The organism is Acidimicrobiia bacterium, from assembly GCA_035471805.1.
Lineage (GTDB): Bacteria > Actinomycetota > Acidimicrobiia > Spongiisociales > JAHEDJ01 > JAHEDJ01.
Map to the genome: position 1 here is coordinate 32,706 of DATIPS010000057.1, position 22,290 is coordinate 54,995.

Sequence of the window (22,290 nt, forward strand, 5' to 3'; positions counted from 1 at the left end):
ATCCCGATAACCAACGCATGGAAGCTTTCCGCCAGCCCTGGCGTCGCGACGGCGAGGCCGGTTTCACGATCGTGGAATCGGTCGTGGCGCTGATGATCATCTTTGGGACCATTCTCGTCCTACTCCAGGCCCTGGACGGGTCGATCCGGGTCGTCAATGAGAGCCGGCACCAAACCGCGGCAATCGCCCTTTCGTCGGAGTTGCTCGAGCGAGCCCGTTCCCTCGAATGGGAAAACGTCGGGCTTACTGCGGCGAGCAACGACGCCGACTGCCTGACTCCGCCGCCGGTCGACGGGACGGCCGGCGTGGCCTGCCCGGACTGGGCGACCGAGTTCGGCGTGGTTCCCGACGGCATGGGTGGATACCTCTTCGAAGGAGAGCGGATCGTCTTCACGAACGGTGTGACATTCGACCCCTTCCTTCGATTCACCGATCAGGTCGTCCGGGACAACGTGAACTTCGATCGATTCCTGTTTGTAACCCAGCAAACCGACGCCGCCGGCAACGAGTTGTACCGGAAGATGACCGCCATCGTCCAGTGGAAACCCCCCAACGGTTACCCCAGGGAGGTGCGTCAGGTCACATTTGCATCTGCCTTCGAGGCACCCCCGAGCCCGATTCTGGACGCCAATATCGACTTCACGGGTGGGGCCGTCGCGATCGAGGGAGTCGTTGCGGGAACTTCCGGATGGTTGGACATGGCCCAGGAACGTCCCCTGCTCGTCAGCGGATCGTTTGTCGAGGGTCCAAGCAGCCACGTCCGTGCCACCTCCGACTATGTGTCTGCAGTTCATGTCGAAGTCAGTTCGCCCGCCAGCGAATGGGTATGGGACGATCCTCTGACCGGTTTCCGAAGCAGGGTGGCCGCCGACTCATTCGAGCTGAACTCGGACGATGATTTCGGCACTGCTGCCCCCCCGGCCGCTGCCGACGTCTTCACTCGAGCCCTTTCCACCTGGCAGGCCCCGGGAGTCACCCCTTTCCCTCCGAACTACGTGCTGATCGGGCGTGAATGGTCCGAAGGAGGAACGCCGAACTACACCGAGGTGACCTCGGCCGTTGCCCGAGCGAAGGATCCGTTCGACGGGTTGCCGCACGCCGAGTTGAGCGTCGAAGGTCCGGGCCGACTGGGCATCGCCACTATCGAATACGACCCCGCTATGTCGGTCTTCTACGGTGAGGCGCTCGGAACCTATGCCTTCCTTCCCTACTACCACGGAGCGACCGAGACAGGCAGCGCTCTCACCTACGAAGCAGTCATCGACCGCTTCTCGACCACCGACGTCTCCCGCAAGATCAGCGGAAAGCTCGGGCTCGAGAGCGAGATGGTCAATCTGCTGGTCGACGAGGTCTATTACAAGTTCGACAACAAGTTCATGGGGTGGCTACAGATCACCATGCCCTCATTGTCCGCCTCCTTTGCAGCAGGTGAGGCCGCCCTCGCTCCCACCCTGACTTCGGGTGAAGTACAGATCGAGTTCTGGAATCCGGACGACTCGGGTGAATACGAGGACCTCTTGGGGAAGACCGACCTCGACTCGATCTCCGGGTCGCTGATCGTTGTCGATCCTTCTTCTCCATTCTTGATGACAACCTCTATCGCGCCGCCGGGACATCCGGACCTCTACTACGAGGTCGTCATCGAGGAACTGGTCGTCAACGGGCCGGTCTCTTCCCGAACCACCTACGCAGGCGGGGCTACTGCGACGGTCCAGGTGGAGTTTCCACCGGTGGTGAGCGGCACGATTCACTATTACGTTCAGGACACCGTGATGGGGAGAGTCCTCTTCGACTACGAGATGACCTTCCACCTCGCCGGCGTGACGGGATCCGCCGCCTACATCAACCCGGACCTCTAGCCATGCGCTCCTTTCACGCCAGACAAGAAGGTTTGACCCTCCCGGAGCTCATGGTGGCGATTTTCCTGCTCGCGGTGGTATCCGTCGTGTTCCTTCCGACGCTGGTCAGCGGGATGCGGGCCACCGAGCAGATCACCAACGCCGCCCGCAGCAACGACAGTGCGCGCCTGGCGGTCCAGCGAATCGATCGCGAGATGCGAGCGGCACAGCAAATCTGCACCCCGCTTCCGGGCGACCCGCCGGGCGACACTCTCAGCTTCATCACACGGGCCTACACCGCCTCAACCACCGCCACGGGCACGCGCAACGTCGTCTACCAGCTCAACGGCACCGTTCTCGAGAAGTCGTTGGACGACGGAGCTACCTGGTCTCCGGTGATCGAGGGAGTCCTGAATGCGACGAAGGTCGATGAGGATTACAACCTGAGCCGGACGCCGTCGCGCGCACCCGGTACGGCGGGCGTTCCGCTCTTCACAAACGAACAGGCGAACGGTGAGCCGTCTTTCGGCAAAGTGATCACGGTCCGCATTTGGGTCGACGATGATCCGACGGACGACATCGGCGAGATCCTGCTGACGACTGAACTGTCCGGCCGGAACATCTGGGTACCGAACGGCCCGGGTTGCTAGGGGGAGGCATGACACACAGATTGAATGATCATGATGCAGGAATCGGAATCGTCACGGCGGTGATCGTCGCCTTCATCGTTTTCACTCTTGGTGCGGTCTGGTACTCGATTTCGATGCACGAGATCGACGAGACGACCTTCGATTCACATCGAACAACGGCCTTGCACGTGGCAGACGGAGGCATTCGCGAGGCGATGTATCAGCTATCTGCAACAACGCTGAACAACGATCCGTTCTGGGAGGGTTCCGGCACGGATGTGAGCGGGGTGTGCGAAGTGGTCACGGTCACCTCCGAGGTAAACGGTTCCCCGCGTCAACTTGGACAGTATTGGGTCCAGGTGACCGACTCGACTCCTTCCGACCTGACGGATTCTCGCTACTTCATAGAAGCCTGGGGTTGGGCGAGGGACACTCAGTCGCGGCAGCAGAGCATGAGGAAGATAGAGCAGGAAGTGGAGATCGCCACCGAACGCGGCTTCGTGTACGCCCTGTTCGCAGCCTCCGGCGGCCTTGCAGCCGGCAATCAAAAAACCATCTACGGCGACATCTACTCCGGCGCCGACATCGTCGTCGGCAATCACACCGAAATCTGGGCGAACGATGCCGGATTCGCCGGGGAGGGCGACATAACCACAGCCGGAACGTTGACGATCCCCAACGGTTCGAATCTCGAGATCGAAGGTAGCGCGTTCGTGCAGGAATACCTGTGGGACCACAGCTTGGGCTCGGTGTTCGGCACCGACGTCACCGTCGTCGAAGGCGGTGCCTACTTCAGGAAGTCGAACGTGGTGGGGAGCGTCAGCCTCGGAGGCGCCCTGGATCCGACATCCGACCTGACGGCCGGATCCCTGGCCACGGGGCTGCCGACTCTGGCCGACATCGACTCCCAGCCGCTCCCAGGCTTCGATTGGTCAACCATCGTGCTTGCTCACTCCGGCTTGTCCGTGGACGGTGGCCCGACTGCGAGTGGGCCGGTGTTCGAATGGTCGACCTGGGACAACTTCGAGGAATGGTACGAAGAGAATCGCGACGCAATGTACGGATACCACTACGTCAAGGAGTCCGGGTCGTATGCGTGGAAACTGTCCCAGGGTGGTTCGACCGAGTGGTCGGAAGACTTCATGCTGGTGTTCGACGGAAACCTCCTGCTCGAGGGAGGGTCGAGTCTCGATCCGTCTGCAACGGCACCGGTCTTGCTGACCTTCATCGCCAATGAGACGACCTCGGACTTCCAGTTCGGCAAGAACCTCTCCTCCAGTGACGATCTCCAATACGTCGTCTTCTCGAGGGGGACGGTCGGGGCCTCGAACCTGGCGAAGATCTACGGTGTCGTCTACGGCGAATCCGATAACTCGGCTAACAAGCTGGAGGTCCACTTCCGGCCGCCGAAGAGCGACATAGGTTTCACCTTCCCCACCAACCTGCGCGTGATGGCTCGACCGCTCGTGTGGCGCGAGGTTCCGGACGATCCGATTCCCTGCACGTTGCCGTAGAGGTCCGTTCGGGAACGCGTTCGCCATACCGGGTTTCCGGCCCATGGCCTCTGTCTGGCCTCCGCTAGCCTTCTGCGACATGCTGGTGGAATCCCGTTCGCTCTGGGTGGCGGAGACCAACACCTACGTAGTAGCAGCTGATGCCGGAGGTCCGGCCGTCGTCATCGACGCGCCGCCGGACCCTGCGGGAATCGGTCGCCTGCTGGTGGATCACGACCTGTACCCGGCCGCACTTCTGCTGACCCACGGTCACGTCGATCACATGGGCGGGGCGGGCGCGATCGCCAAAGGAAACGAGATGGCCGTATACGTCCATCCCGACGACGACTTCCTGACTTTGCACCCCGAACGGCAACTCCAACTGCTCTTCGGGATGACGCCGCCGGGAGACTACTCGCCGCCGGACCGGCTTCGCGACCTGGCCGACGGTCAGAAGTTGGAGATCGGCGGGATATCGATAGAAGTCCTTCATACTCCGGGACATACCCCCGGCCACTGCTGCTTCTTAGTTGAAGATGAGGGTGTGCTCTTCTCCGGTGATCAGCTGTTTGCAGGCTCGATCGGTAGGACGGATCTCCCCGGGGGCGACTACGAGACATTGATGCGGAGCATGGTCGACAAGATCCTTCCCCTGGGCGATGACGTAGTCGTGCATCCGGGTCACGGGCCTGCGACTACCCTGGCCCGCGAACGCCTCTTGAATCCCTTCCTTCAGGTCTGAACCAATGAACTTCACTCCGCCGAAAGGCACCGACGACATCCTTCCTCCCACGTCGCGCGCGTGGCGGCGAACCCTTCTCTGCTGGGAGAACCTCGCAGAACGTTACGGCTACGACCTGGTCATGGGTCCGATATTCGAGTCGACGGAAGTCTTCGCGCGAGGTGTCGGGGAATCCACCGAGGTCGTCCAGAAGCAGATGTACACCTTCGCAGACAAAGGCGGACGCTCTCTGACCCTCAGACCGGAAGGCACGGCATCGGTCGTCCGCGCCTTTCTCGGATCCGGCGCGCAGGGTGAGATGAAGCTCGCCTATTCGGGTCCGATGTTCCGGTATGAGCGGCCACAGGCAGGCAGACGCAGACAGTTCTATCAGACCGGTGTCGAGTACCTGGCGACCGCCGCACCCGATGCCGATGCCGAGGTGATCGAGTTGGGCTATCGATTCCTCGAGGAACTCGGATTCCCGGCGGTGGAGGTAGCGCTCAACTCGATCGGCGATGCAGCCTGCCGGCCGGCATATGTCGACGCCCTGCGGATCTACCTGAACGAGAAGCGGGAGGCGTTGTGCGATGAGAGCCTGGCCAATCTCGAAGCAAACCCGCTTCGGGTCCTCGACTGCAAAGTGTGTGCACCGCACCTCAGCGACTCACCGAAGGCCGTTGACTATCTGTGTTTCGAATGCGCCGCGCACTTCGCGTCGGTTCGGGAGCGTCTGGACGGTATCGGTATTCCATACCGCCTCGAACCGCGGCTCGTCAGGGGCCTTGACTACTACACCCGTACCGCGTTCGAATACATAGCGACCGGTTTCGATGCCGCCCAGAACGCGGTCGGCGGGGGAGGACGATACGATGGGCTGGCCGAGACTCTGGGCGGCCCGCCCGTCCCCGGGGTGGGGCTCGCCATGGGTATCGACCGCATTCTGCTGGCGGCCGGACAGACCGGACTCGATGTGATTCCTCTGGACCTCTTCGTTGTGGTCGCCTCACCGGAGCTGCGCGAACGGGCGGCCGGATTCCTGTCGGATCTGCGACGTGCCGGGGTGAGGGCCGACATGACACCGGACCAGCGGTCTGTGAAGGCGCAGTTCAGGGCAGCCAATCGCAGGAAGGCGGCCGGCGTGGCGGTCATCGGCGAAGAGTGGAACTCGAACCGGGTGGTCGTGAGAGATTTGACGACAAGTAGCCAAGAATTGATAAGCATCGAGGAGGTCGCCGAATGGGCGAAGAACATCCGTTGAGAACCGATTACGCGGGCACGCTGACCTCCGAGCGTGTCGGCGACCAGGTTCGATTGGCGGGCTGGGTGGATCGCCGGCGCGACCACGGGGGAGTCGTCTTCTTCGACATCCGTGACGCCTCAGGTCTGGCACAGGTCGTGGTGGATCCCGAGCAGCTACCGGCCGGTCGGGACTTGAAAATGGAGTACACGGTCACCGTCGGAGGGGAGGTACGGCTTCGCCCTGAAGGCACGATCAACTCTGATATGCCAACGGGTGAGATCGAAGTAGTCGCATCCGACGTTCAGATTCTCAGCTCTGCCGAGACGCTTCCCTTCATGATCAACGACCGGGTCGAAGTAGACGAGCGACTCAGGCTCCAGTACCGCTATCTCGATCTTCGCCGGCCGCGGATGGCCGCCAACCTGCGTGCACGTTCGAACGCCATCCGGGCGATGCGAGAGACTCTCGACGAGTTGGGTTTCCTCGAAGTCGAGACACCGACGTTGATCCGTTCGACCCCTGAAGGGGCACGGGACATGCTCGTGCCGAGTCGCCTCAACAAGGGGTCGTTCTATGCCCTCCCGCAATCGCCGCAACTGTTCAAGCAGTTGCTGATGGTCGGCGGCGTAGATCGTTACTACCAGATCGCTCGCTGCTATCGCGACGAGGACTTTCGCAGCGATCGGCAGCTCGAGTTCACCCAGCTGGATATCGAGGGCGCTTTCTGGGGACAAGACGGGGTTCTCGAGACGCTGGAGCAGGTGATCGTGTCGGTCGTCGAGCGGGCAAGAGGAGTAACCATTCCTCGCCCTTTCAAACGCATGACCTACGCAGAGTCGATGGCCCGCTACGGCACGGACAAACCCGACCTGCGGTTCGGAATGGAGATCACAGACCTCGGCGACATCTTCGAGAAGAGTGAGTTCAAAGCTTTCAGCGGCGCTCTGGAAGGCGGTGGTGCCGTTAGGGGAATGAATGTCGGTGCTCTCGGGCTCTCTCGCTCAGGACTGGACGGGCTCGTCGCCAGGGCCAAGGAACTCGGCGCGAAGGGCATTGTGTGGATGGTCACGGAGGATGATGGAACGCTCCGCTCTCCTGTGGCCAAGTTCCTGACCACTGCGGAGCTGCAGAGCTTGAGTTCCAGATTCGATACCGCTCCCGGAGATGTCCTCCTCATTGCGGCGGACGATGCGAAGCTGGTGAGCAGCGTGCTCGGACAGCTGCGAATCGAAGTGGGTCGACCCAAAGGTCACAGTGAGCTGGCGTTCCTGTGGGTTGTCGATTTCCCGGTCTTCGAGGAGACGGAGGGCGGCGACCTGGCCCCGGCACATCATCCGTTCACTTCGCCCGTGAGTGTCTCTGAGATGCGGGACAATCCCAAGGAAGCTATCTCGAAGGCCTACGACCTCGTTCTCAACGGCAGCGAGCTCGGATCCGGAAGCGTCAGAATTCACGACCCGGAGGTGCAGAAACAGGTCTTTGAGGTTCTCGGGATATCAGATGAGGAAGCCGAGAGCCGCTTCGGGTGGTTCATCAAAGCATTGCGATACGGCACGCCTCCGCATGCCGGATTCGCAGTGGGAATCGACCGTTTGCTGGCAATTCTGCAGGGAGAGCAGAGCATTCGGGATGTGATTCCTTTCCCGAAGACGCAGACGGGCGTCGATCCCATGACAGAATCTCCCAAGCCGGTGGACGACTTCCAGCTCATTGAGCTTGGAGTGAATCTTCGCCCCGAGGTACGCGCCGCGCTGGCCGGCTCGAGCGAAGCCAAAGAGTAGAACCGGTGGGAAGGCCGATCGATCCCATGAAAAAGAGTGCGCAGCAGGACGACGCTGCCGTCGCGCACGGCTCGATCTAGCGGAATGCAGGACGACCTCTTCGCCCCTCACCGTCGAGCGCGGCTCTCCGCGGTCGCCCCGCTCCCTGCCAGGATTCGCCCGGCAACGCTCGACGAAGTGGTCGGCCAGAAGCACCTTCTCGAGAAAGGCTCTGCTTTTCGTTCGATGGTCGAGCAGGGTCGCCCGGTATCAATGATCTTGTGGGGCCCTCCGGGCACCGGCAAGACGACTCTCGCTCGTCTGGTGGCGAGCGAGTCCGCGGCAGTATTCGAGCAACTCTCTGCGGTCTCGGCGGGCGTCAAGGATGTTCGTGAGGTCCTGCAAAGAGCCCGGCAGCGCCTCGAAACCGACGAACGGCGCACCGTTCTCTTCCTGGACGAGATCCACCGGTTCACCAAATCACAGCAAGACGCCCTGCTTCCCGGAGTTGAGGACGGAACGGTCATCCTCGTGGGAGCGACCACCGAGAACCCGTTCTTCGAGGTCAACTCTCCGCTGATCAGCCGTTGCACTCTGTTTCGTCTGGAGTCCCTGACCCCGGCAGAGCTGTCAGAGCTCATCCGGCGCGCCGTTTCCGACCCGGATCGCGGGATAGGCAAACCGGGAGTCGAGATCTCCCCGGAGGCTGAGACGGCACTGGCGGATCGGACCGGAGGCGACGCGCGCCTTGCGCTGAACGCTCTCGAGATGGCCGCTCATGTCGCCGCCGGGCGTGGGTCGGGGCTCATCGAAACGACAGATATCGAGGATTCACTGCAGCGCCGCATCATTCGTTACGACAAGTCGGGCGATCAGCACTACGACATCGTGTCGGCCTTCATCAAATCAATGCGCGGGTCCGACCCCGACGGCGCCATGTTCTGGCTGCACACGATGCTCGGAGCCGGCGAGGACCCGGAGTTCATCGCAAGGCGTATGATCATCTTTGCCTCCGAGGACGTTGGTCTTGCCGATCCCCATGCACTGTCCATCTCGGTTGGGGCGTTCCAGGCTCTCCAGTTCGTGGGACTTCCGGAGGCGTCTTTCGCGCTCAGCGAGGCTGCGATCTACCTTGCAACCGCGCCCAAGTCCAACTCTGTCACCCGGGCAATGGCACGGGCCCGCGAAACGGTTGAGAGCAATCCGGGGGCTCAGGTTCCGGCACATCTCCGGGACTCCCACTATCCGGGTGCCGGCAAACTGGGCCATGGTTCCGGGTACCGCTATCCCCACGACTTCGAGGGTCACATCGTCCGGCAGCAGTATCTTCCCGATGGAGTCGAAGACGTTGTCCTCTACGTGCCGGACGCCGAAGGCCATGAGAGTGAGATCGCGGAGCGGCTGGCCGCCTGGGATGCTCTTCTTGGCCGTCCGAACAGGCCGGGACGGTAGGATCTCGTTATGTTGCGTCGGATACGCTGGTTCCTTCTCGGCCTCACAGCCGGGATCGGAGGTTCGGCCTGGCTGGTGAGCAAGGCACGTGTCGCCCGCCAGCGTCTCTCCCCGGCAACGGCCGCTCAGGTGGCCGCCGACCTCCTCGACGCCGGGAGCCGGAGATTGGCCGGATAACGGCCCGGCGGTCGGTGCTTGCCCGCCCGGTAGACCACCGCTGATGGCTCACAGCTCATTGGAGCTAACCTGTGGCCTCCATGAACAGCAATCAAATCCGCAGAAAATTCTTGTCGTTCTTCGAAGAGCGCGACCACGTCGTCCGCCCGTCGGCCTCACTGATTCCGATCGACCCCACTCTGCTGCTCACCAATGCCGGGATGGTCCCGTTCAAACCGTACTTCCTGGGTGAGGAGACCCCTCCCTACCGGCGCGCCACGTCCATTCAGAAATGCGCACGCACGGTCGACATCGACATCATCGGCACCACGACACGTCACTTCTCCTTCTTTGAAATGCTCGGGAATTTCAGCTTCGGCGAGTATTTCAAGGAAAAGGCCATCCCCTGGAGTCATGAGCTGGTCACCGAGGTGTTCGGGATCGACCCGGAGAGGCTCTGGTACACGGTCTACGACACCGACGACGAAGCGGCGCAGATCTGGATCGACCAGGTCGGCGTTCCCGCCGAGAGGGTGCAGAAGGGCGGACGAGACAATTTCTGGCAGATGGGCGTCCCCGGCCCATGCGGACCTAGTTCCGAGATATTCGTGGACAGAGGAGAGCGCTGGGGCGATCCCGGCGGACCAATAGGCGGCGGCGAGGAGCGCTTCGTCGAGGTGTGGAACCTGGTTTTCATGCAGAACATTCAGGATGAGCCGTACCACGTGGTCGGTGACCTCCCCGCCAAGAGCATCGACACCGGTATGGGACTCGATCGGATGGCGATGGTCCTGCAGGACGCCGAGACCGTCTTTGAAACCGACATCGTTCTCCCTCTGCTGCAGACCGGCGCATCCGCCTGCGACGTGACGTACGGTCGCGATGAGCTCGTCGACGTTTCTCTGCGAGTACTGGCAGATCACGGGCGGGCAATGACCTTTCTCATCGGCGACGGTGTTGTGCCGTCCAATGAGGGGCGCGGCTACGTCCTGCGGCGGCTTCTGCGCCGTGCGGTGCGTCATGCGTGGCAACTTGGAAGTGCCGATCTGGTGACACCGCGTCTCGTTTCGACGACGGTCGAGGTGATGGGGGAGGCGTATCCGGATCTCGTCGGTCAGCAGGACTTCATCCTCGACGTTGTCTCCCGAGAGGAGGGGCGGTTCCGCAGGACGCTCGAGAGCGGACACAATCTCCTGGATACCGAGTTATCCGGCCTCGCCGGAGGCGATCAACTTGAAGGTCGGGTCGCTTTCAAGCTCCACGACACGTACGGATTCCCCATCGAGCTGACCAAAGAGATCGCCGCGGAGCGGGGGTACGGCGTCGATGAGTCGGGTTTCGCGGCGGCGATGGATGAACAGCGGCAGCGGGCGCGTGCCGCGTGGAAGGGGGGCGAGGAGGCGGCCGCCGAGGACCTGTACCGGCGGCTACTCGACGATGTGGGCCAGACGGCTTTTCTCGGCTACGAACTCGAGTCCTCCGGTGGGCGGGTTCTCGCGATCCTGCGCCAGGGTGATCCGGTGGACCGGGCCGACAAGGGCGATGAGGTCGAGGTCTTTCTCGACCGGACCCCCTTCTATGCCGAGGCCGGCGGGCAAGTCGGAGACGTCGGCCGCATCGGAAGTGAAACAGGCGTGCTATCCGTGTCGGACACGCAACACGCGGTGCAGGGTCTGTACTCGCACCGCGGCAAGGTTACCTCCGGTTTCCTGCAGGTCGGCCAGGACGTCGAAGCAGCCATAGACTCGCCGCGCAGGGAGAGGATTCGCAAGAGCCACACGGGCACCCACATTCTTCACTGGGCGCTCCGCGACGTGGTCGGAGATCACGTGAAGCAGGCCGGATCATATGTGGAGGCCGGTCGACTGCGTTTCGACGTTACGCATTTCGCAGCGGTGTCCGAGGAGGAACTCGCTGAGGTCGAGCGCCTCGCCAACGACAAGATCATTGCCAACTCATCCGTCCAGACTCTGGAAACCACCAAGGACGAGGCGCAGGAGATGGGAGCGCTGGCCTTCTTCGGTGACAAGTACGGCGATGTTGTGCGCGTCGTCCGGGTGGGTGACTTCTCCACAGAGTTCTGTGGAGGAACGCACACGCCGGCGGCCGGGCAGGTTGGCCCGTTGATCGTCATCGGTGAATCATCGATCGGCTCGAATATGCGACGGGTCGAGGCGCTGACCGGTTCCAGCGCGTATTCCCATCTCGTGGGTGTGCGGGATGCGCTTTCGGATACCGGCCGTCTTCTTCGGTCGACCCCGGCCGAAGTCCCGCTGCGCGTCCGGCAGATGATCGAGCGGAACAGAGAGCTCGAGTCGGAGTTGAGCCGGATGGCTGATCGGATTCGATCTGAAGCGGCCGGTGAGGCAGCGGGAAGAGCAGAGCGGATCGGTGAACACGCCCTCGCCGTACTCGAGGAACGCGACATGTCTCCGGAGGCGATGCGAGCGCTGGCGCTGCAGACGCGGGATCGGATGATCTCCGGGGTCGTCGTCGTTGGCTCGATCAACGACGGGAAGGGGGCACTGGTCGCCGCCGTTTCCGCCGATCTGGTCGCCAAAGGACTGTCGGCCGCCGAACTGATCTCGCCCGCTGCCCGCCTGTTGGGTGGCGGAGGAAGCCGGGATCCGGAGCTTGCCCAGGCAGGCGGTCCCAACGGAACAGCTCTGCCCGACGCGCTCGATCTGGCGCGTGAGGCCGCCGGATCCGCACTCAGGGAGCTTTGACCTGTCGCGCATCATGGGAATCGACTACGGCACGAGCCGTATCGGGGTTGCGCTCTCCGACCCGCTGCACATAACCGCGCAGGGGTTCTCGGTCATCGACGCCCGGTCCGAAGATGTTGTTGAGGCCATCTCCGTGATCGCCCGTGAGCAGGAAGTCGAGCGGGTCGTCGTGGGATTGCCGGTGTCGCTGTCCGGCTACGAGGGTCCTTCCGCCGCCGGCGCCCGAGAACTGGCGGAGCGAGTCTCGGCCGCCACCGGTCTGCCGGTCGAACTCTCAGACGAGCGGTTCACCACCCATACGGCTGAAAGCGCTCTGCTCGAGGCGAATGTGCGCAGACGCCGTCGCCGTGAGGTCATCGATCAAGTCGCAGCCGCCGTGATGCTCCAGCACTACCTGGATCGAAAATGACGTTCGAGTCCCGGGAGCCCGATCCTCTCCACGGCGACGAACGCCGGTCCGGCCGATCTCTCGGAGTCGTGGTCGCGGTTCTACTGATCGCCGCGGTGGCCATCCTCGGAGCCCGTGCAGCTGCCAACTGGGTCGGTGGGTTGACCGGCGAAGGTGTAGACGAGATCACGTCGCCTCCCGTCGATGCCGGTGAGCCGGTCACCGTAGAAATCCCCCTCGGGGCCTCAGCCCGCACGATCGGCGAACTCCTGGCCTCTCGAGGTGTAGTGGAGTCTTCTCTCCAGTTTGAGACTGCGGTTCGACTGGCAGGCGCCGACTCGGAGCTCCAGGCAGGGGAATACGACATGTTCACCGGCATGAGCAACGACGAAGTAATCACCGCCCTCCTCCGGGGGCCGGTCGTGGATACATACTGGATCACCGTCAATGAAGGCCTTCGGATCGGTGAGATGCTCGATCTGGTGGCGGACCAAACCAGGTTCTCTGTCGCCGAGTTGGAAGCGGCACTGGTGGGCGGCTCAGTCACGACATCGCTCTTCCCGGGCGGGCAACCGGAGACGCTTCAAGATTGGGAAGGACTCCTGTTCCCGGATACCTACGAGTTCCTAACAGAGTCGGGACCGGAGACCGTACTCGGCCTGCTCGCCTCGACCATGGAGCGGCGGGTTGACGAGATCGATTGGTCGTCACTGACGGATGCCGGCTACACGCCCTACGAAGGCATCGTTATCGCCTCCCTGATCGAGGCGGAGACGCGAGTGAACGATGAACGTCCCCTCGTGTCGGCGGTGGTGAGAAACCGGCTCGACATCGGAATGGCATTGCAGATCGATGCGACGGTGTTGTACGCGCTGGGCGAGCGTCGCACAGGTTTGACCCTCGCCGACCTCGAAGTCGACTCTCCCTACAACACCTATCAACAGCCCGGTCTGCCGCCGACGCCGATCGGCGGACCCGGCAGAGCCTCGTTGCAGGCTGCCGCGGAACCCGCCGCCGTCGACTACCTGTATTACGTTCTCACGAGCACAGAGGGCACACACTCCTTCACCGCCAGTTACGACGAGTTCCTCTCCTACAAGAACCAAGCCAAGGAGGACGGAGTTCTTCCATGACCGACCTGTATGCGGTGATAGGAGATCCCGTCTCTCACTCGCTTTCTCCGGTAATCCAGCAAGCGGCATTCGACGCAGCCGGGATCGACGCTGAGTACTCCGCGATCCGTCTTGTTCGTGAGAACCTGCCGGGATTCCTCGACGACATCCGAACGGGACGGCTGTCGGGAGCGAACGTGACCATGCCTCACAAACATCCGGTGTTTGAACTGGTTGACAGGGTCGAGGGCGATGCGGTGTTGGCCGAATCCGTCAACACCCTGGTCGCTGCCGGCGGGGAGGTAGTAGGACTCTCAACCGACATTCCTGCCATTCAAGCCGAGTGGAGCCGCAAGAGACTGCCGGAAGGGTCTGTGCTGGTCCTGGGCTCGGGAGGAGCAGCGGCAGCCGCCCTGGTGGCACTGAGCGGCATGGAAGTGTTTGCCAGCGCGCGATCGGAAGTGCGCCTCGAAGAGCTCCTCGGCCGCCTTGGACTTACGGCCAGAGTCGTTCCCTGGGCGACACCGGTTCCGGGAGCCGTGGTCGTCAACGCCACACCAATCGGAATGGGTAATGAGTCACTGCCCGCAGGACTCCTCGCCGAATCCGACGGGCTCTTCGACATGGCCTACGGGCCTCTGCCCACACCTGCCGTAGTGAGTGCTCGCGCCCTCGCCGTGCCGGTCGTAGACGGTCTAGACATGCTCGTGGCACAGGCAGGCCTGTCATTCGAAGCCTGGACCGGCTTGCGGCCCCCCCTGAAGGTGATGCTGGAGGCAGCGCAAATCGCTCAAGGGTGGTGATCCCGGCGCCGAAGTTTCGGAAGATGGGGTCAATCGAGGAGTACAACCATGGCGTTGACAGGCACGCTTGAATCAATCCCGCTGCCCGAAGTACTGCGAATGCTCGCACGATCTCGTAAATCCGGTTGCCTGCGGGTCGACGCGGGGGGTCTGCAGGGCAAGGTCTACCTAACAGACGGATGGATGACGTACGCTACAACGCGCCGGGACCAGGACCTGCGCGCAGATCTCCTGTCGGCCGGGATGGTCGACGAAGCGGGTTGGAAGTATGTCGAGAGGCGCGAACGGGGAATCGCTGAGATTCTCACAGATGGCCACCAGAGGGAAGACCTCACTCACTTCATCACCGAGCAGATAACCGATGTTCTCTTCCGGTTGAGCCGTCCGGGCCATGGCACGTTCGACTTCGGTGAGGATGTCGGACCCCACTATCCAACCGAACAGCAGATCAACATCGAAGTCTGCCTCGACGAGGCGGAGAAGCGCATTGCGCAATGGCGTCTGATCGAAGAGGTAATTCCGGGTGTGAACTTCCGGCTCCGCATGGTCCAGATACTCCCCGAAGAGGCGAGGGAGGTCACGATCACGGCCGACACCTGGCGGCTTCTCTCAGCCCTCAACGGTCAAGGCACTGTTGAAGAGGTTGCAGCCCGGCTCGGCGCCACAGATTTCCAGATTGCCCAGGTGATGGCCCTGATGGTTCGCCAGGGCCTTCTGGAGGTCGTAGACCAGCTGGCACCCGCCCGCTACTCCTACGGCGACGGAGAGGATGAACGCGGCGCGGTTGCCGATGGAGCCGGTGGAGCGGGCCAGGACAATTTCGAAGAGATCACGATCCTACGACCGGGAGCCGTCGAAGACGGGCCCGGCGAAGAGGATGCGGCAACCGAAGACGACGTCGACGATTCAGACTTGCTGCAAAGCGTTCTGAACGGATTCACGTCGGACGCCGACGACGAAGCGACCGATGGGGCCGAGCGGTCCCTCGGAAGGCGTCGCGGTCTCGGTGCGCTGGCTCGCGAGCTCAGTGATCTGGGCGAGTAGGAGGACAGGTGAGCACCGACACGGGGCATCTGGGAACCCTTCTCATCGATGAGGGTTTGGTCACCCCCGAGATTCTCGAGACGGGCATGGCCCTCCAGGAATCGACGGGACGGCCGCTCGGCCGCGTGCTCGTTGAAGAAGGACTCGTAGAGGAATCGGATCTCGTTCGAGCTCTTGCCAAGCACATCGGCATAGAGTTCGTGGATCTCAACGCGGTAACCGTAGACCCCGCGGCCGCGTCCCTGATTCCCGAGTCCCTGGCACGGCGCTATGCAGCAGTGCCGATCGCATTCCAAGACAACGCCTTGATCGTTGCGATGGCGGATCCGGCCAACGTGCTGGCCATCGACGACATTCGTGCTCTCACCGGGCGTGAGGTGCTCCCACGAGTCGCCACCCGCTCCGACGTCGAACGGGCCATCGGCGGTGTCGCCGGCTTGGAAGACTCGGTATCGGACCTGGCGGATTTCGCCGGCGAGGACGACATCGAGGCGCAGGACCTGGCTTCCGTCGAGGCAGCCACGGAGGACGCACCGGTCGTCAAGCTCGTCAACATGCTGATCTCCAAGGCTGCAGCTGATCGTGCCTCGGACATTCACATCGAGCCGACCGAACGTGATCTGCGGGTCCGCTACAGGATCGACGGCGTTCTGCACGAGGTCATGCGCACCCCGAGGTCGATCATGAACGCGGTCGTCAGCCGCCTCAAGATCATGGCCGACATCGACATCGCGGAACGGCGCCGCCCTCAAGACGGACGCATCAGCCTCAAGGTCGGGACGCGCTCCGTCGATTTGCGCGTGTCTTCGCTGCCGACGATCTACGGCGAAAAGGTCGTCATGCGTATCCTCGACACATCACAGGCACTTCTTCAGTTGCAGGACTTGGGGTTCCTGCCGGACACGCACAGGCGGTACGAAGAGTCATTCACCAAGCCGTACGGAACGATCCTCGTCACGGGTCCGACCGGTTCGGGAAAATCGACGACTCTGTATGCGACTCTCAACGTTCTCAACAGACCCGAGGTGAACATCGTCACCGTCGAGGATCCGGTTGAATACCGTCTCAGCGGCATCAGTCAGGTGCAAGTCAACCGAAAGGCCGGCCTCGATTTCGCCTCGGCTCTTCGTTCCTTCCTCCGCCAGGATCCCGACATCATGCTCGTGGGTGAGATTCGAGACAAAGAGACCGCCACGATCGCGATCGAATCCGCCCTCACCGGTCACCTGGTGCTTTCGACGTTGCACACCAACGATGCTCCGTCGGCCGTCACCCGGCTCACTGAGATGGGTGTGGAGCCGTTCCTGGTTGGATCGGCAATCGACGCGGTTCTCGGACAGAGGCTCGCGCGCCGGCTCTGCAAGCAGTGCAAGGAGCCATACGAGCCGACCGGCGAGGCTCTGCGCGATGTTGGATGGCCTTTCGAGGAACTCGGGGAGGACCTACCGGAGCTCTACCGGGCGAAGGGCTGCGGAGCATGCAGCGGAACCGGATATCGCGGTCGGCTGGCAATCCACGAACTGATGCACGTCACCGAGGAAATCGAACGTTTGACCGTTGAGCGCGCATCGACGGAGGAGCTGGCGAAGGTCGCGATCGCCCAGGGTATGAGGCCGCTCCGCCAGGACGGGCTGGTCAAGGTCGCCAAGGGTCACACGTCGATAGAAGAGATCCTGCGGGTGGTTGTCTAGAGGTTCATCGGCCAGCGGCCACGGGCTTGCCTACTGCCTACTGCCTACTGCCCACGGCCTCTCTCAGTATCCCTCAAGACCTCCCCTGGGCGTGCCGACATACTCTTGATACACGAGGTGGGTATGAACACAGCATCGAGAAAACTTGGAGAGTTGCTGGTGGACCAGCGACTCCTGTCGCGGGACGATCTCGAGTTCTTGATCCCGCGCGAGGCCGAGTCGGGAATCCCTCTGGCGAAACTTCTGGTCGATGAGGGTTACGTTCGCGAGGAGGACCTCCTCAGAACCGTTGCAGCCCGTATTGGAATGGAGTACGTCGAGATCGACGACGAACTCCTGGATCCAGATGCGGTCAAGCGACTCGAGCCGGCGGATGCCAGGGCCCTCGTGGCGATGCCGGTCCGATTCGTCGACGACAAGCTGATCGTCGCAGTTGCCGACCCATTCGATCCCGATCGGCATGCGCGCCTTGAAGATCTCGTGGGGGCAAGGGTGAAACTCGCCCTGGCGACCAGGGACGGTATCGGCCGCTCGATCGACTTCGTGCACGGACCGGAAGTGATACCGGTCCTGCGTCACCCGGGTGACGGTGGCGGCATCGTGGAGGTGCCGGACGAGGACGTCGAGGAACTCCACGTCAACACTCTGCTCGGCTACCTGCTCGATGTAGGTGGCTCCGACCTCCATTTGACCGCCGGCTCTCCACCCCAGGTACGTGTCCACGGTCAGCTGCGCAAGCTCGATGACTACGGCAAGTTGATGCCCGCCGAGCTCCGCAGAATGATCTACGGCATCCTGACGGTGAAGCAACGCGAGAAGCTCGAGGAGTCGCTCGAGCTCGACGCGTCCCACCCGCTGCCGGGTAAGGGCAGGTTCCGACTCAACGTGTTCTTCCAGCGGGACGCCATCGGCGCCGTGTTTCGTGCCATCCCCGAGGCCATCAGGAGTCTGAACGATCTCGGTATTCCGCCCATCGTGGGGGAGTTCGCGGATCTGCCCAGGGGCCTGGTGCTGGTGACCGGCCCGACCGGATCCGGAAAGTCCACGACGCTGGCGGCGATCATCGATATGGTCAACACCAAACGAGCGTGTCATATCCTCACCGTCGAGGATCCAATCGAGTTCCTGCATACGCACAAGCGGGCCATCGTCAACCAACGCGAAGTGGGGGCGGACACGATGGGTTTCCAGCATGCACTCCGGCATGCACTCCGCCAGGATCCGGATGTCATCCTCGTCGGCGAGCTCCGCGACCTCGAGACCATATCCACGGCGCTCACCGCCGCAGAAACCGGTCACCTCGTCTTCGCGACCCTGCACACACAGGATGCGCCGCAGACGATCGACCGTATCGTCGATGTGTTTCCGTCCCATCAGCAGGAACAGGTTCGTGTGCAGCTGGCGGCAACCCTCCAGGCGGTCGTCACCCAGCAGCTGGTGCCCACCCGCAATAGGGACGGTCGCGTCGCTGCGGTAGAGGTGATGGTGGCCACCCCCGCCATCCGGAACCTCATCCGGGAAGCCAAGATCCACCAGATCACAACGGCCATGCAGGCGGGTGGCAGGTACGGCATGCAGACAATGGATCAATCGCTTGCCGATCTCGTCAAACGGCATCAGATCAGTTTCGAGACGGCCGCCGAGCTTTGCGCCAATCTCGAAGACCTGCAACGTCTCGTAGGTCGAGTGGCTTAGGGAGAAAACATGGCAACGACATTCGCCTACAAGGTCAAGGACAGAGACGGTCAGGTTCATTCCGGAGAAATGGAGGGTTCGTCGCAGACTGCGGTAACCAAGGCGCTGCGCGATCGCGGCTACCAGCCGATATCCGTAGACGAGAAGACAGAGTCTGCGCTCCAGAAGGAAATACGGATTCCGGGGCTCACCGACCGGGTCAAACTCAAGGAAGTGGCGGTGTTCTCCCGTCAGTTCGCGACGATGATCAACGCCGGCCTGTCCCTGCTGCGGGCGTTGAGCATCCTGGCCGACCAGACACCGAACAAGGCTTTCGCACGGATCATCGTCGCGGTGAAGGCGGACGTAGAGCGCGGCACCAGCCTCTCTGGGGCCATGGAAGAGCACCCGAAAGCATTCAATCGGCTCTACACCGCCATGGTCAAGGCGGGTGAGATCGGCGGTGTGCTCGACGACACTCTGATGCGCCTGGCCGACACGCTGGAGGCCCAGGTGGAGCTCCGAGCCAAGATCAAATCGGCGATGATGTACCCGGTGGCGGTATTCGGACTCGTGGTGATGATCGTCGCGGCCATGTTGATGTTCATCGTTCCGATGTTCGAACAGCTCTACGCCGACCTCGGCGGAGACCTGCCGGCGCCGACCAGAATGCTTCTGGCGGTGTCGTCGATTGTCACCTCCTACTGGTACATCCTCATCGCCGTGACATTCGGTCTCGTTTTCGGGTTTCGCAGATGGATCGCGACGGACTCCGGCAGGGCGACGTTCGACGCGATCAAGTTGAAGATGCCCATCTTCGGCAAGCTGGTTCACAAGACCGCCATTGCGCGCTTCGCGCACACGCTCGCATCGCTGACCAAGACCGGCGTTCCGATCCTGCAGGCAATGGACATCGTTGCGGAGACCAGCGGCAACGCAGTGGTGTCGGCGGCGGTCCTGGACGTCAAGGACTCGGTGCGAGACGGCGAATCGATCGCCCAACCGCTCGAAAGCCACACCATCTTCCCTCCGATGGTCGTACAGATGATTGCGGTTGGTGAGGAGACGGGTGCGCTGGACACGATGCTCGAGAAGATCGGCACCTTCTACGACTCGGAGGTCCAGACGATGGTCGACGGCCTGACGAGCCTCATCGAACCGCTGCTGATCGTTATTCTCGGTGCGACGGTCGGCGGCATGCTGATCTCGCTCTATATGCCGATGTTCAACGTGATCAACCTGATCGATTGAGCATCTCACCGTCGGCTGATCCTCGGGCCCCGGACATTCGTTGTCCGGGGCCCCGGCAGTTTGACCTTCGACAGCCGGGCGGCGCGGCCGCGGTGCAATGGCGTCTCTTACTTGGAATGTCTATTCACACAACTCGGCAAGCTTTCCGTGGATCCCGGCTCCCGGTCCGTCCACCGGTTTCTTTCCCTCTCCGGATTTCGTGAGAAATGTCCTCAAGTTGAGCCGGTGTGCGAGCCGATAAGTCACCTGTAGGCCGAAGTCCGGCCTCACGCAAAGGACAAGGAGTCCCAACATGTCCAAGTGGATTCGTGAAAGCCTCAACAAGGATGAGGGCTTCACCTTGGTCGAGTTGATGGTGGTTGTGCTCATCATTGCCATTCTGATCGCCATCGCCATCCCGACCTTCCTCGGAGCCCGTGAGCGGGCCCAGGACCGTGCTGCTCAATCCAACCTGCGCAATGCGCTGACGGCCGCCAAGGTGTTCTACACCGACGGCGAGCAGTTCCCGACGAATGATGCCGCCGGCGCAGCCCTGCTGCAGGCCATCGAGCCCAGCATGGTCTTCGTGCAGGGCAACGCTCCCGACCTGACGGTTCCCGAGGATGTAGGCATGCTGTCTCTGGCGAATGCCGATGCCGACGCTCTTCAAGCCGTCATCTTCGTAGCCGAGAGCAGGTCCGGGACCTGGTTCTGCATTGCCGACCAAGCTACCGGCTCTGCCGCGGGAACCTACTACGGATCATCCGCCGTCGATGGAGCCGCCCTGGACACTCTCGCCGAGTGCGCCGCGGCGCAGTGGTAATACGATCCATTAGCAACTTCTAGTAGAGCGCGAAGGAGGGCGGGCATGGCTCGCCCTCCTTCTCTCTATAGGTGGGAAAGAGGTGGACTGTGCGACAACTGCGGAGTCGTGAGGAGGGCTTCACCCTGGTCGAGTTGATGGTGGTTGTGCTCATCATTGCCATTCTCATCGCCATCGCCGTCCCGACCTTCCTCGGAGGCCGGGTTCGTGCACAGAATCGAGCAGCACAAAGCGATCTGCGGAACGCACTGACGGCTGCCAAGGTCTACTACTCGGACAACGACACACAGGACTATGCGTTCGGCATTGCCGACCTGCTGGCCGTCCACGCGAACCTGGCATTCGTGGCGGGGAATGCGCCGGCCGACGGAGAGGTCGGCTTCATCACGCTCGACGGCACGGGTGGAGATGCCGATCAGGCGGTCGTCTTCATAACCAGGAGCAGATCGGGGACGTGGTTCTGCCTGTTGAACGAAGCAGTCGAGCCGCGGGCCGGCACATACTACGGGGAATCCTCGGCGGGGACGGGTGCCGATCTCGACACGCTCGCTGAATGCGTGGGTGGATGGAGCTGACGGCATCGAACCCCCGACCGGCGTGGGCCGGCGGGGTCCGCCAACGCTCGCCGGGTCGGATTTAGGCTGGGGAGCGATGACACGGATGGCGAGATGACTGCTGCGATAGCCGGCGTCGCCGGCGTTTTGGGTTTGGCGTTCGGTTCTTTCCTGAACGTCGTTGCCTACAGGGTGCCGATTGGTTTGTCGGTCGTCAGGCCGCCCTCTGCTTGTCCGACATGCAAATCTCCTGTGCGGCCGCGCGACAACGTCCCGGTCGTCTCGTGGTTCTTGCTGCGGGGCAAGTGCAGGGATTGCGCTTCGCCTATCTCATTTCGGTATCCAGTGGTCGAGGCTCTCACAGGCGCCTTGTTTGCCGCCACGGTGCTGGTGGTGGGCCTCGTATGGGCACTGCCTGCATACCTGTGGTTCGGGGCGGTGACCATGGCATTGATTCTCACCGACCTCGACCACAAGCGTATCCCCAATCGAATTCTCTATCCGGGAACGGTCGTCGGCACGGTCCTCCTCGCCGTCGGGTCTTCAATCGACGGCCGGTTCAGCGATTTCGGGCGGGCCATGGTGGGCGGGCTCATCTACTTCGGCGGTCTGTTCCTGCTGGCACTAATCGCGCGGGGCGGATTCGGGTTCGGTGATGTCAAACTCGCGTTCTTCCTGGGGTTGTTCCTCACATTCCGAGGTTGGGAACACCTCCTCGTCGGCGTGTTCCTGGCCTTCTTCATAGGAGGTTTGGTGGCGATACTCCTGCTGGTCACCCGAAAGAAGGGCAGGAAGGATGCCGTACCGTTCGGCCCGAGCCTGGTCGTCGGAGCGTGGGTGGCGATCGGTTTCGGACTCGAGATAGCCGAGTGGTACCTGGGGATGTAGGGCAGGCGGTCGGCCGTCGCCTGAGGGCCGCGGCCGGATCTCGACTCCACGGCCGGATGCCGCCC

19 protein-coding genes are annotated in these 22,290 nt (G+C 62.3%); all 19 read left to right on the forward strand.

Annotated elements, in window-relative coordinates:
* The first annotated feature begins 17 nt into the window (after positions 1 to 17).
* The 19 genes from VLT15_11505 (at position 18) to VLT15_11595 (ending at position 22,225) form a co-directional block, all read left to right on the forward strand.
* Positions 18 to 1,859 (forward strand): type II secretion system protein, encoded by a 1,842-nt coding sequence (locus VLT15_11505; GenBank protein HSR45838.1) that lies wholly within the window; start codon positions 18 to 20, stop codon positions 1,857 to 1,859.
* 2 nt (positions 1,860 to 1,861) lie between these two features.
* Entirely contained in the window at positions 1,862 to 2,488 is a 627-nt protein-coding gene (locus VLT15_11510) for a prepilin-type N-terminal cleavage/methylation domain-containing protein (protein HSR45839.1), read from the forward strand.
* Between the two features lie 8 nt (positions 2,489 to 2,496).
* Complete coding sequence (locus VLT15_11515; GenBank protein ID HSR45840.1) at positions 2,497 to 3,981, forward strand: polymer-forming cytoskeletal protein; 1,485 nt, start codon at positions 2,497 to 2,499, stop codon at positions 3,979 to 3,981.
* A 79-nt stretch (positions 3,982 to 4,060) separates the two neighbouring features.
* On the forward strand, positions 4,061 to 4,702 hold the full coding sequence (locus VLT15_11520) for an MBL fold metallo-hydrolase (GenBank protein ID HSR45841.1): 642 nt from the start codon (positions 4,061 to 4,063) through the stop codon (positions 4,700 to 4,702).
* A gap of 4 nt (positions 4,703 to 4,706) precedes the next feature.
* Positions 4,707 to 5,942 carry a histidine--tRNA ligase gene (gene hisS, locus VLT15_11525; protein HSR45842.1) on the forward strand — a complete coding sequence of 412 codons (1,236 nt, stop codon included), beginning with the start codon at positions 4,707 to 4,709 and terminating at the stop codon, positions 5,940 to 5,942.
* Positions 5,921 to 7,705 carry an aspartate--tRNA ligase gene (gene aspS / locus VLT15_11530; protein HSR45843.1) on the forward strand — a complete coding sequence of 595 codons (1,785 nt, stop codon included), beginning with the start codon at positions 5,921 to 5,923 and terminating at the stop codon, positions 7,703 to 7,705. Before hisS ends, aspS begins: the two co-directional genes overlap by 22 nt.
* Positions 7,706 to 7,789: 84 nt before the next feature.
* A complete protein-coding gene (locus VLT15_11535; protein HSR45844.1) occupies positions 7,790 to 9,136 on the forward strand; it encodes a replication-associated recombination protein A in 1,347 nt (448 codons plus the stop codon).
* Positions 9,137 to 9,145: 9 nt separating this feature from the next.
* On the forward strand, positions 9,146 to 9,313 hold the full coding sequence (locus VLT15_11540) for a hypothetical protein (protein ID HSR45845.1): 168 nt from the start codon (positions 9,146 to 9,148) through the stop codon (positions 9,311 to 9,313).
* A gap of 80 nt (positions 9,314 to 9,393) precedes the next feature.
* On the forward strand, positions 9,394 to 12,018 hold the full coding sequence (gene alaS, locus VLT15_11545) for an alanine--tRNA ligase (GenBank protein ID HSR45846.1): 2,625 nt from the start codon (positions 9,394 to 9,396) through the stop codon (positions 12,016 to 12,018).
* A 13-nt stretch (positions 12,019 to 12,031) separates the two neighbouring features.
* Positions 12,032 to 12,427, forward strand: a complete 396-nt coding sequence (gene ruvX, locus VLT15_11550; GenBank protein ID HSR45847.1) for a Holliday junction resolvase RuvX — start codon at positions 12,032 to 12,034, stop codon at positions 12,425 to 12,427.
* A complete protein-coding gene (gene mltG, locus VLT15_11555; GenBank protein HSR45848.1) occupies positions 12,424 to 13,539 on the forward strand; it encodes an endolytic transglycosylase MltG in 1,116 nt (371 codons plus the stop codon). Before ruvX ends, mltG begins: the two co-directional genes overlap by 4 nt.
* Positions 13,536 to 14,321, forward strand: a complete 786-nt coding sequence (locus tag VLT15_11560; GenBank protein HSR45849.1) for a hypothetical protein — start codon at positions 13,536 to 13,538, stop codon at positions 14,319 to 14,321. Before mltG ends, VLT15_11560 begins: the two co-directional genes overlap by 4 nt.
* A gap of 48 nt (positions 14,322 to 14,369) precedes the next feature.
* Positions 14,370 to 15,365, forward strand: coding sequence for a DUF4388 domain-containing protein (locus VLT15_11565; protein ID HSR45850.1), 996 nt, complete (start codon positions 14,370 to 14,372; stop codon positions 15,363 to 15,365).
* Between the two features lie 8 nt (positions 15,366 to 15,373).
* Entirely contained in the window at positions 15,374 to 17,056 is a 1,683-nt protein-coding gene (locus tag VLT15_11570; GenBank protein ID HSR45851.1) for an ATPase, T2SS/T4P/T4SS family, read from the forward strand.
* Between the two features lie 123 nt (positions 17,057 to 17,179).
* Entirely contained in the window at positions 17,180 to 18,751 is a 1,572-nt protein-coding gene (locus VLT15_11575; GenBank protein HSR45852.1) for a PilT/PilU family type 4a pilus ATPase, read from the forward strand.
* Positions 18,752 to 18,760: 9 nt separating this feature from the next.
* Positions 18,761 to 19,981, forward strand: coding sequence for a type II secretion system F family protein (locus tag VLT15_11580; GenBank protein HSR45853.1), 1,221 nt, complete (start codon positions 18,761 to 18,763; stop codon positions 19,979 to 19,981).
* 292 nt (positions 19,982 to 20,273) lie between these two features.
* The gene (locus VLT15_11585; protein HSR45854.1) at positions 20,274 to 20,783 is read left to right on the forward strand and encodes a prepilin-type N-terminal cleavage/methylation domain-containing protein; all 510 of its coding nucleotides are present in this window, start codon (positions 20,274 to 20,276) and stop codon (positions 20,781 to 20,783) included.
* Between the two features lie 89 nt (positions 20,784 to 20,872).
* Positions 20,873 to 21,358, forward strand: coding sequence for a prepilin-type N-terminal cleavage/methylation domain-containing protein (locus VLT15_11590; GenBank protein ID HSR45855.1), 486 nt, complete (start codon positions 20,873 to 20,875; stop codon positions 21,356 to 21,358).
* Between the two features lie 93 nt (positions 21,359 to 21,451).
* Complete coding sequence (locus VLT15_11595) at positions 21,452 to 22,225, forward strand: prepilin peptidase (protein HSR45856.1); 774 nt, start codon at positions 21,452 to 21,454, stop codon at positions 22,223 to 22,225.
* Positions 22,226 to 22,290 lie beyond the last annotated feature (65 nt).

What these genes read in the sequence shown, in the direction of transcription:
- VLT15_11505 (HSR45838.1), top strand. Translation starts at nt 18, where the DNA reads ATGGAAGCTTTCCGCCAGCCCTGGCGTCGCGACGGCGAGGCCGGTTTC.
- VLT15_11510 (HSR45839.1), top strand. Translation starts at nt 1,862, where the DNA reads ATGCGCTCCTTTCACGCCAGACAAGAAGGTTTGACCCTCCCGGAGCTC.
- VLT15_11515 (HSR45840.1), top strand. Translation starts at nt 2,497, where the DNA reads ATGACACACAGATTGAATGATCATGATGCAGGAATCGGAATCGTCACG.
- VLT15_11520 (HSR45841.1), top strand. Translation starts at nt 4,061, where the DNA reads ATGCTGGTGGAATCCCGTTCGCTCTGGGTGGCGGAGACCAACACCTAC.
- hisS (HSR45842.1), top strand. Translation starts at nt 4,707, where the DNA reads ATGAACTTCACTCCGCCGAAAGGCACCGACGACATCCTTCCTCCCACG.
- aspS (HSR45843.1), top strand. Translation starts at nt 5,921, where the DNA reads ATGGGCGAAGAACATCCGTTGAGAACCGATTACGCGGGCACGCTGACC.
- VLT15_11535 (HSR45844.1), top strand. Translation starts at nt 7,790, where the DNA reads ATGCAGGACGACCTCTTCGCCCCTCACCGTCGAGCGCGGCTCTCCGCG.
- VLT15_11540 (HSR45845.1), top strand. Translation starts at nt 9,146, where the DNA reads ATGTTGCGTCGGATACGCTGGTTCCTTCTCGGCCTCACAGCCGGGATC.
- alaS (HSR45846.1), top strand. Translation starts at nt 9,394, where the DNA reads ATGAACAGCAATCAAATCCGCAGAAAATTCTTGTCGTTCTTCGAAGAG.
- ruvX (HSR45847.1), top strand. Translation starts at nt 12,032, where the DNA reads ATGGGAATCGACTACGGCACGAGCCGTATCGGGGTTGCGCTCTCCGAC.
- mltG (HSR45848.1), top strand. Translation starts at nt 12,424, where the DNA reads ATGACGTTCGAGTCCCGGGAGCCCGATCCTCTCCACGGCGACGAACGC.
- VLT15_11560 (HSR45849.1), top strand. Translation starts at nt 13,536, where the DNA reads ATGACCGACCTGTATGCGGTGATAGGAGATCCCGTCTCTCACTCGCTT.
- VLT15_11565 (HSR45850.1), top strand. Translation starts at nt 14,370, where the DNA reads ATGGCGTTGACAGGCACGCTTGAATCAATCCCGCTGCCCGAAGTACTG.
- VLT15_11575 (HSR45852.1), top strand. Translation starts at nt 17,180, where the DNA reads ATGAACACAGCATCGAGAAAACTTGGAGAGTTGCTGGTGGACCAGCGA.
- VLT15_11580 (HSR45853.1), top strand. Translation starts at nt 18,761, where the DNA reads ATGGCAACGACATTCGCCTACAAGGTCAAGGACAGAGACGGTCAGGTT.
- VLT15_11585 (HSR45854.1), top strand. Translation starts at nt 20,274, where the DNA reads ATGTCCAAGTGGATTCGTGAAAGCCTCAACAAGGATGAGGGCTTCACC.
- VLT15_11595 (HSR45856.1), top strand. Translation starts at nt 21,452, where the DNA reads ATGACTGCTGCGATAGCCGGCGTCGCCGGCGTTTTGGGTTTGGCGTTC.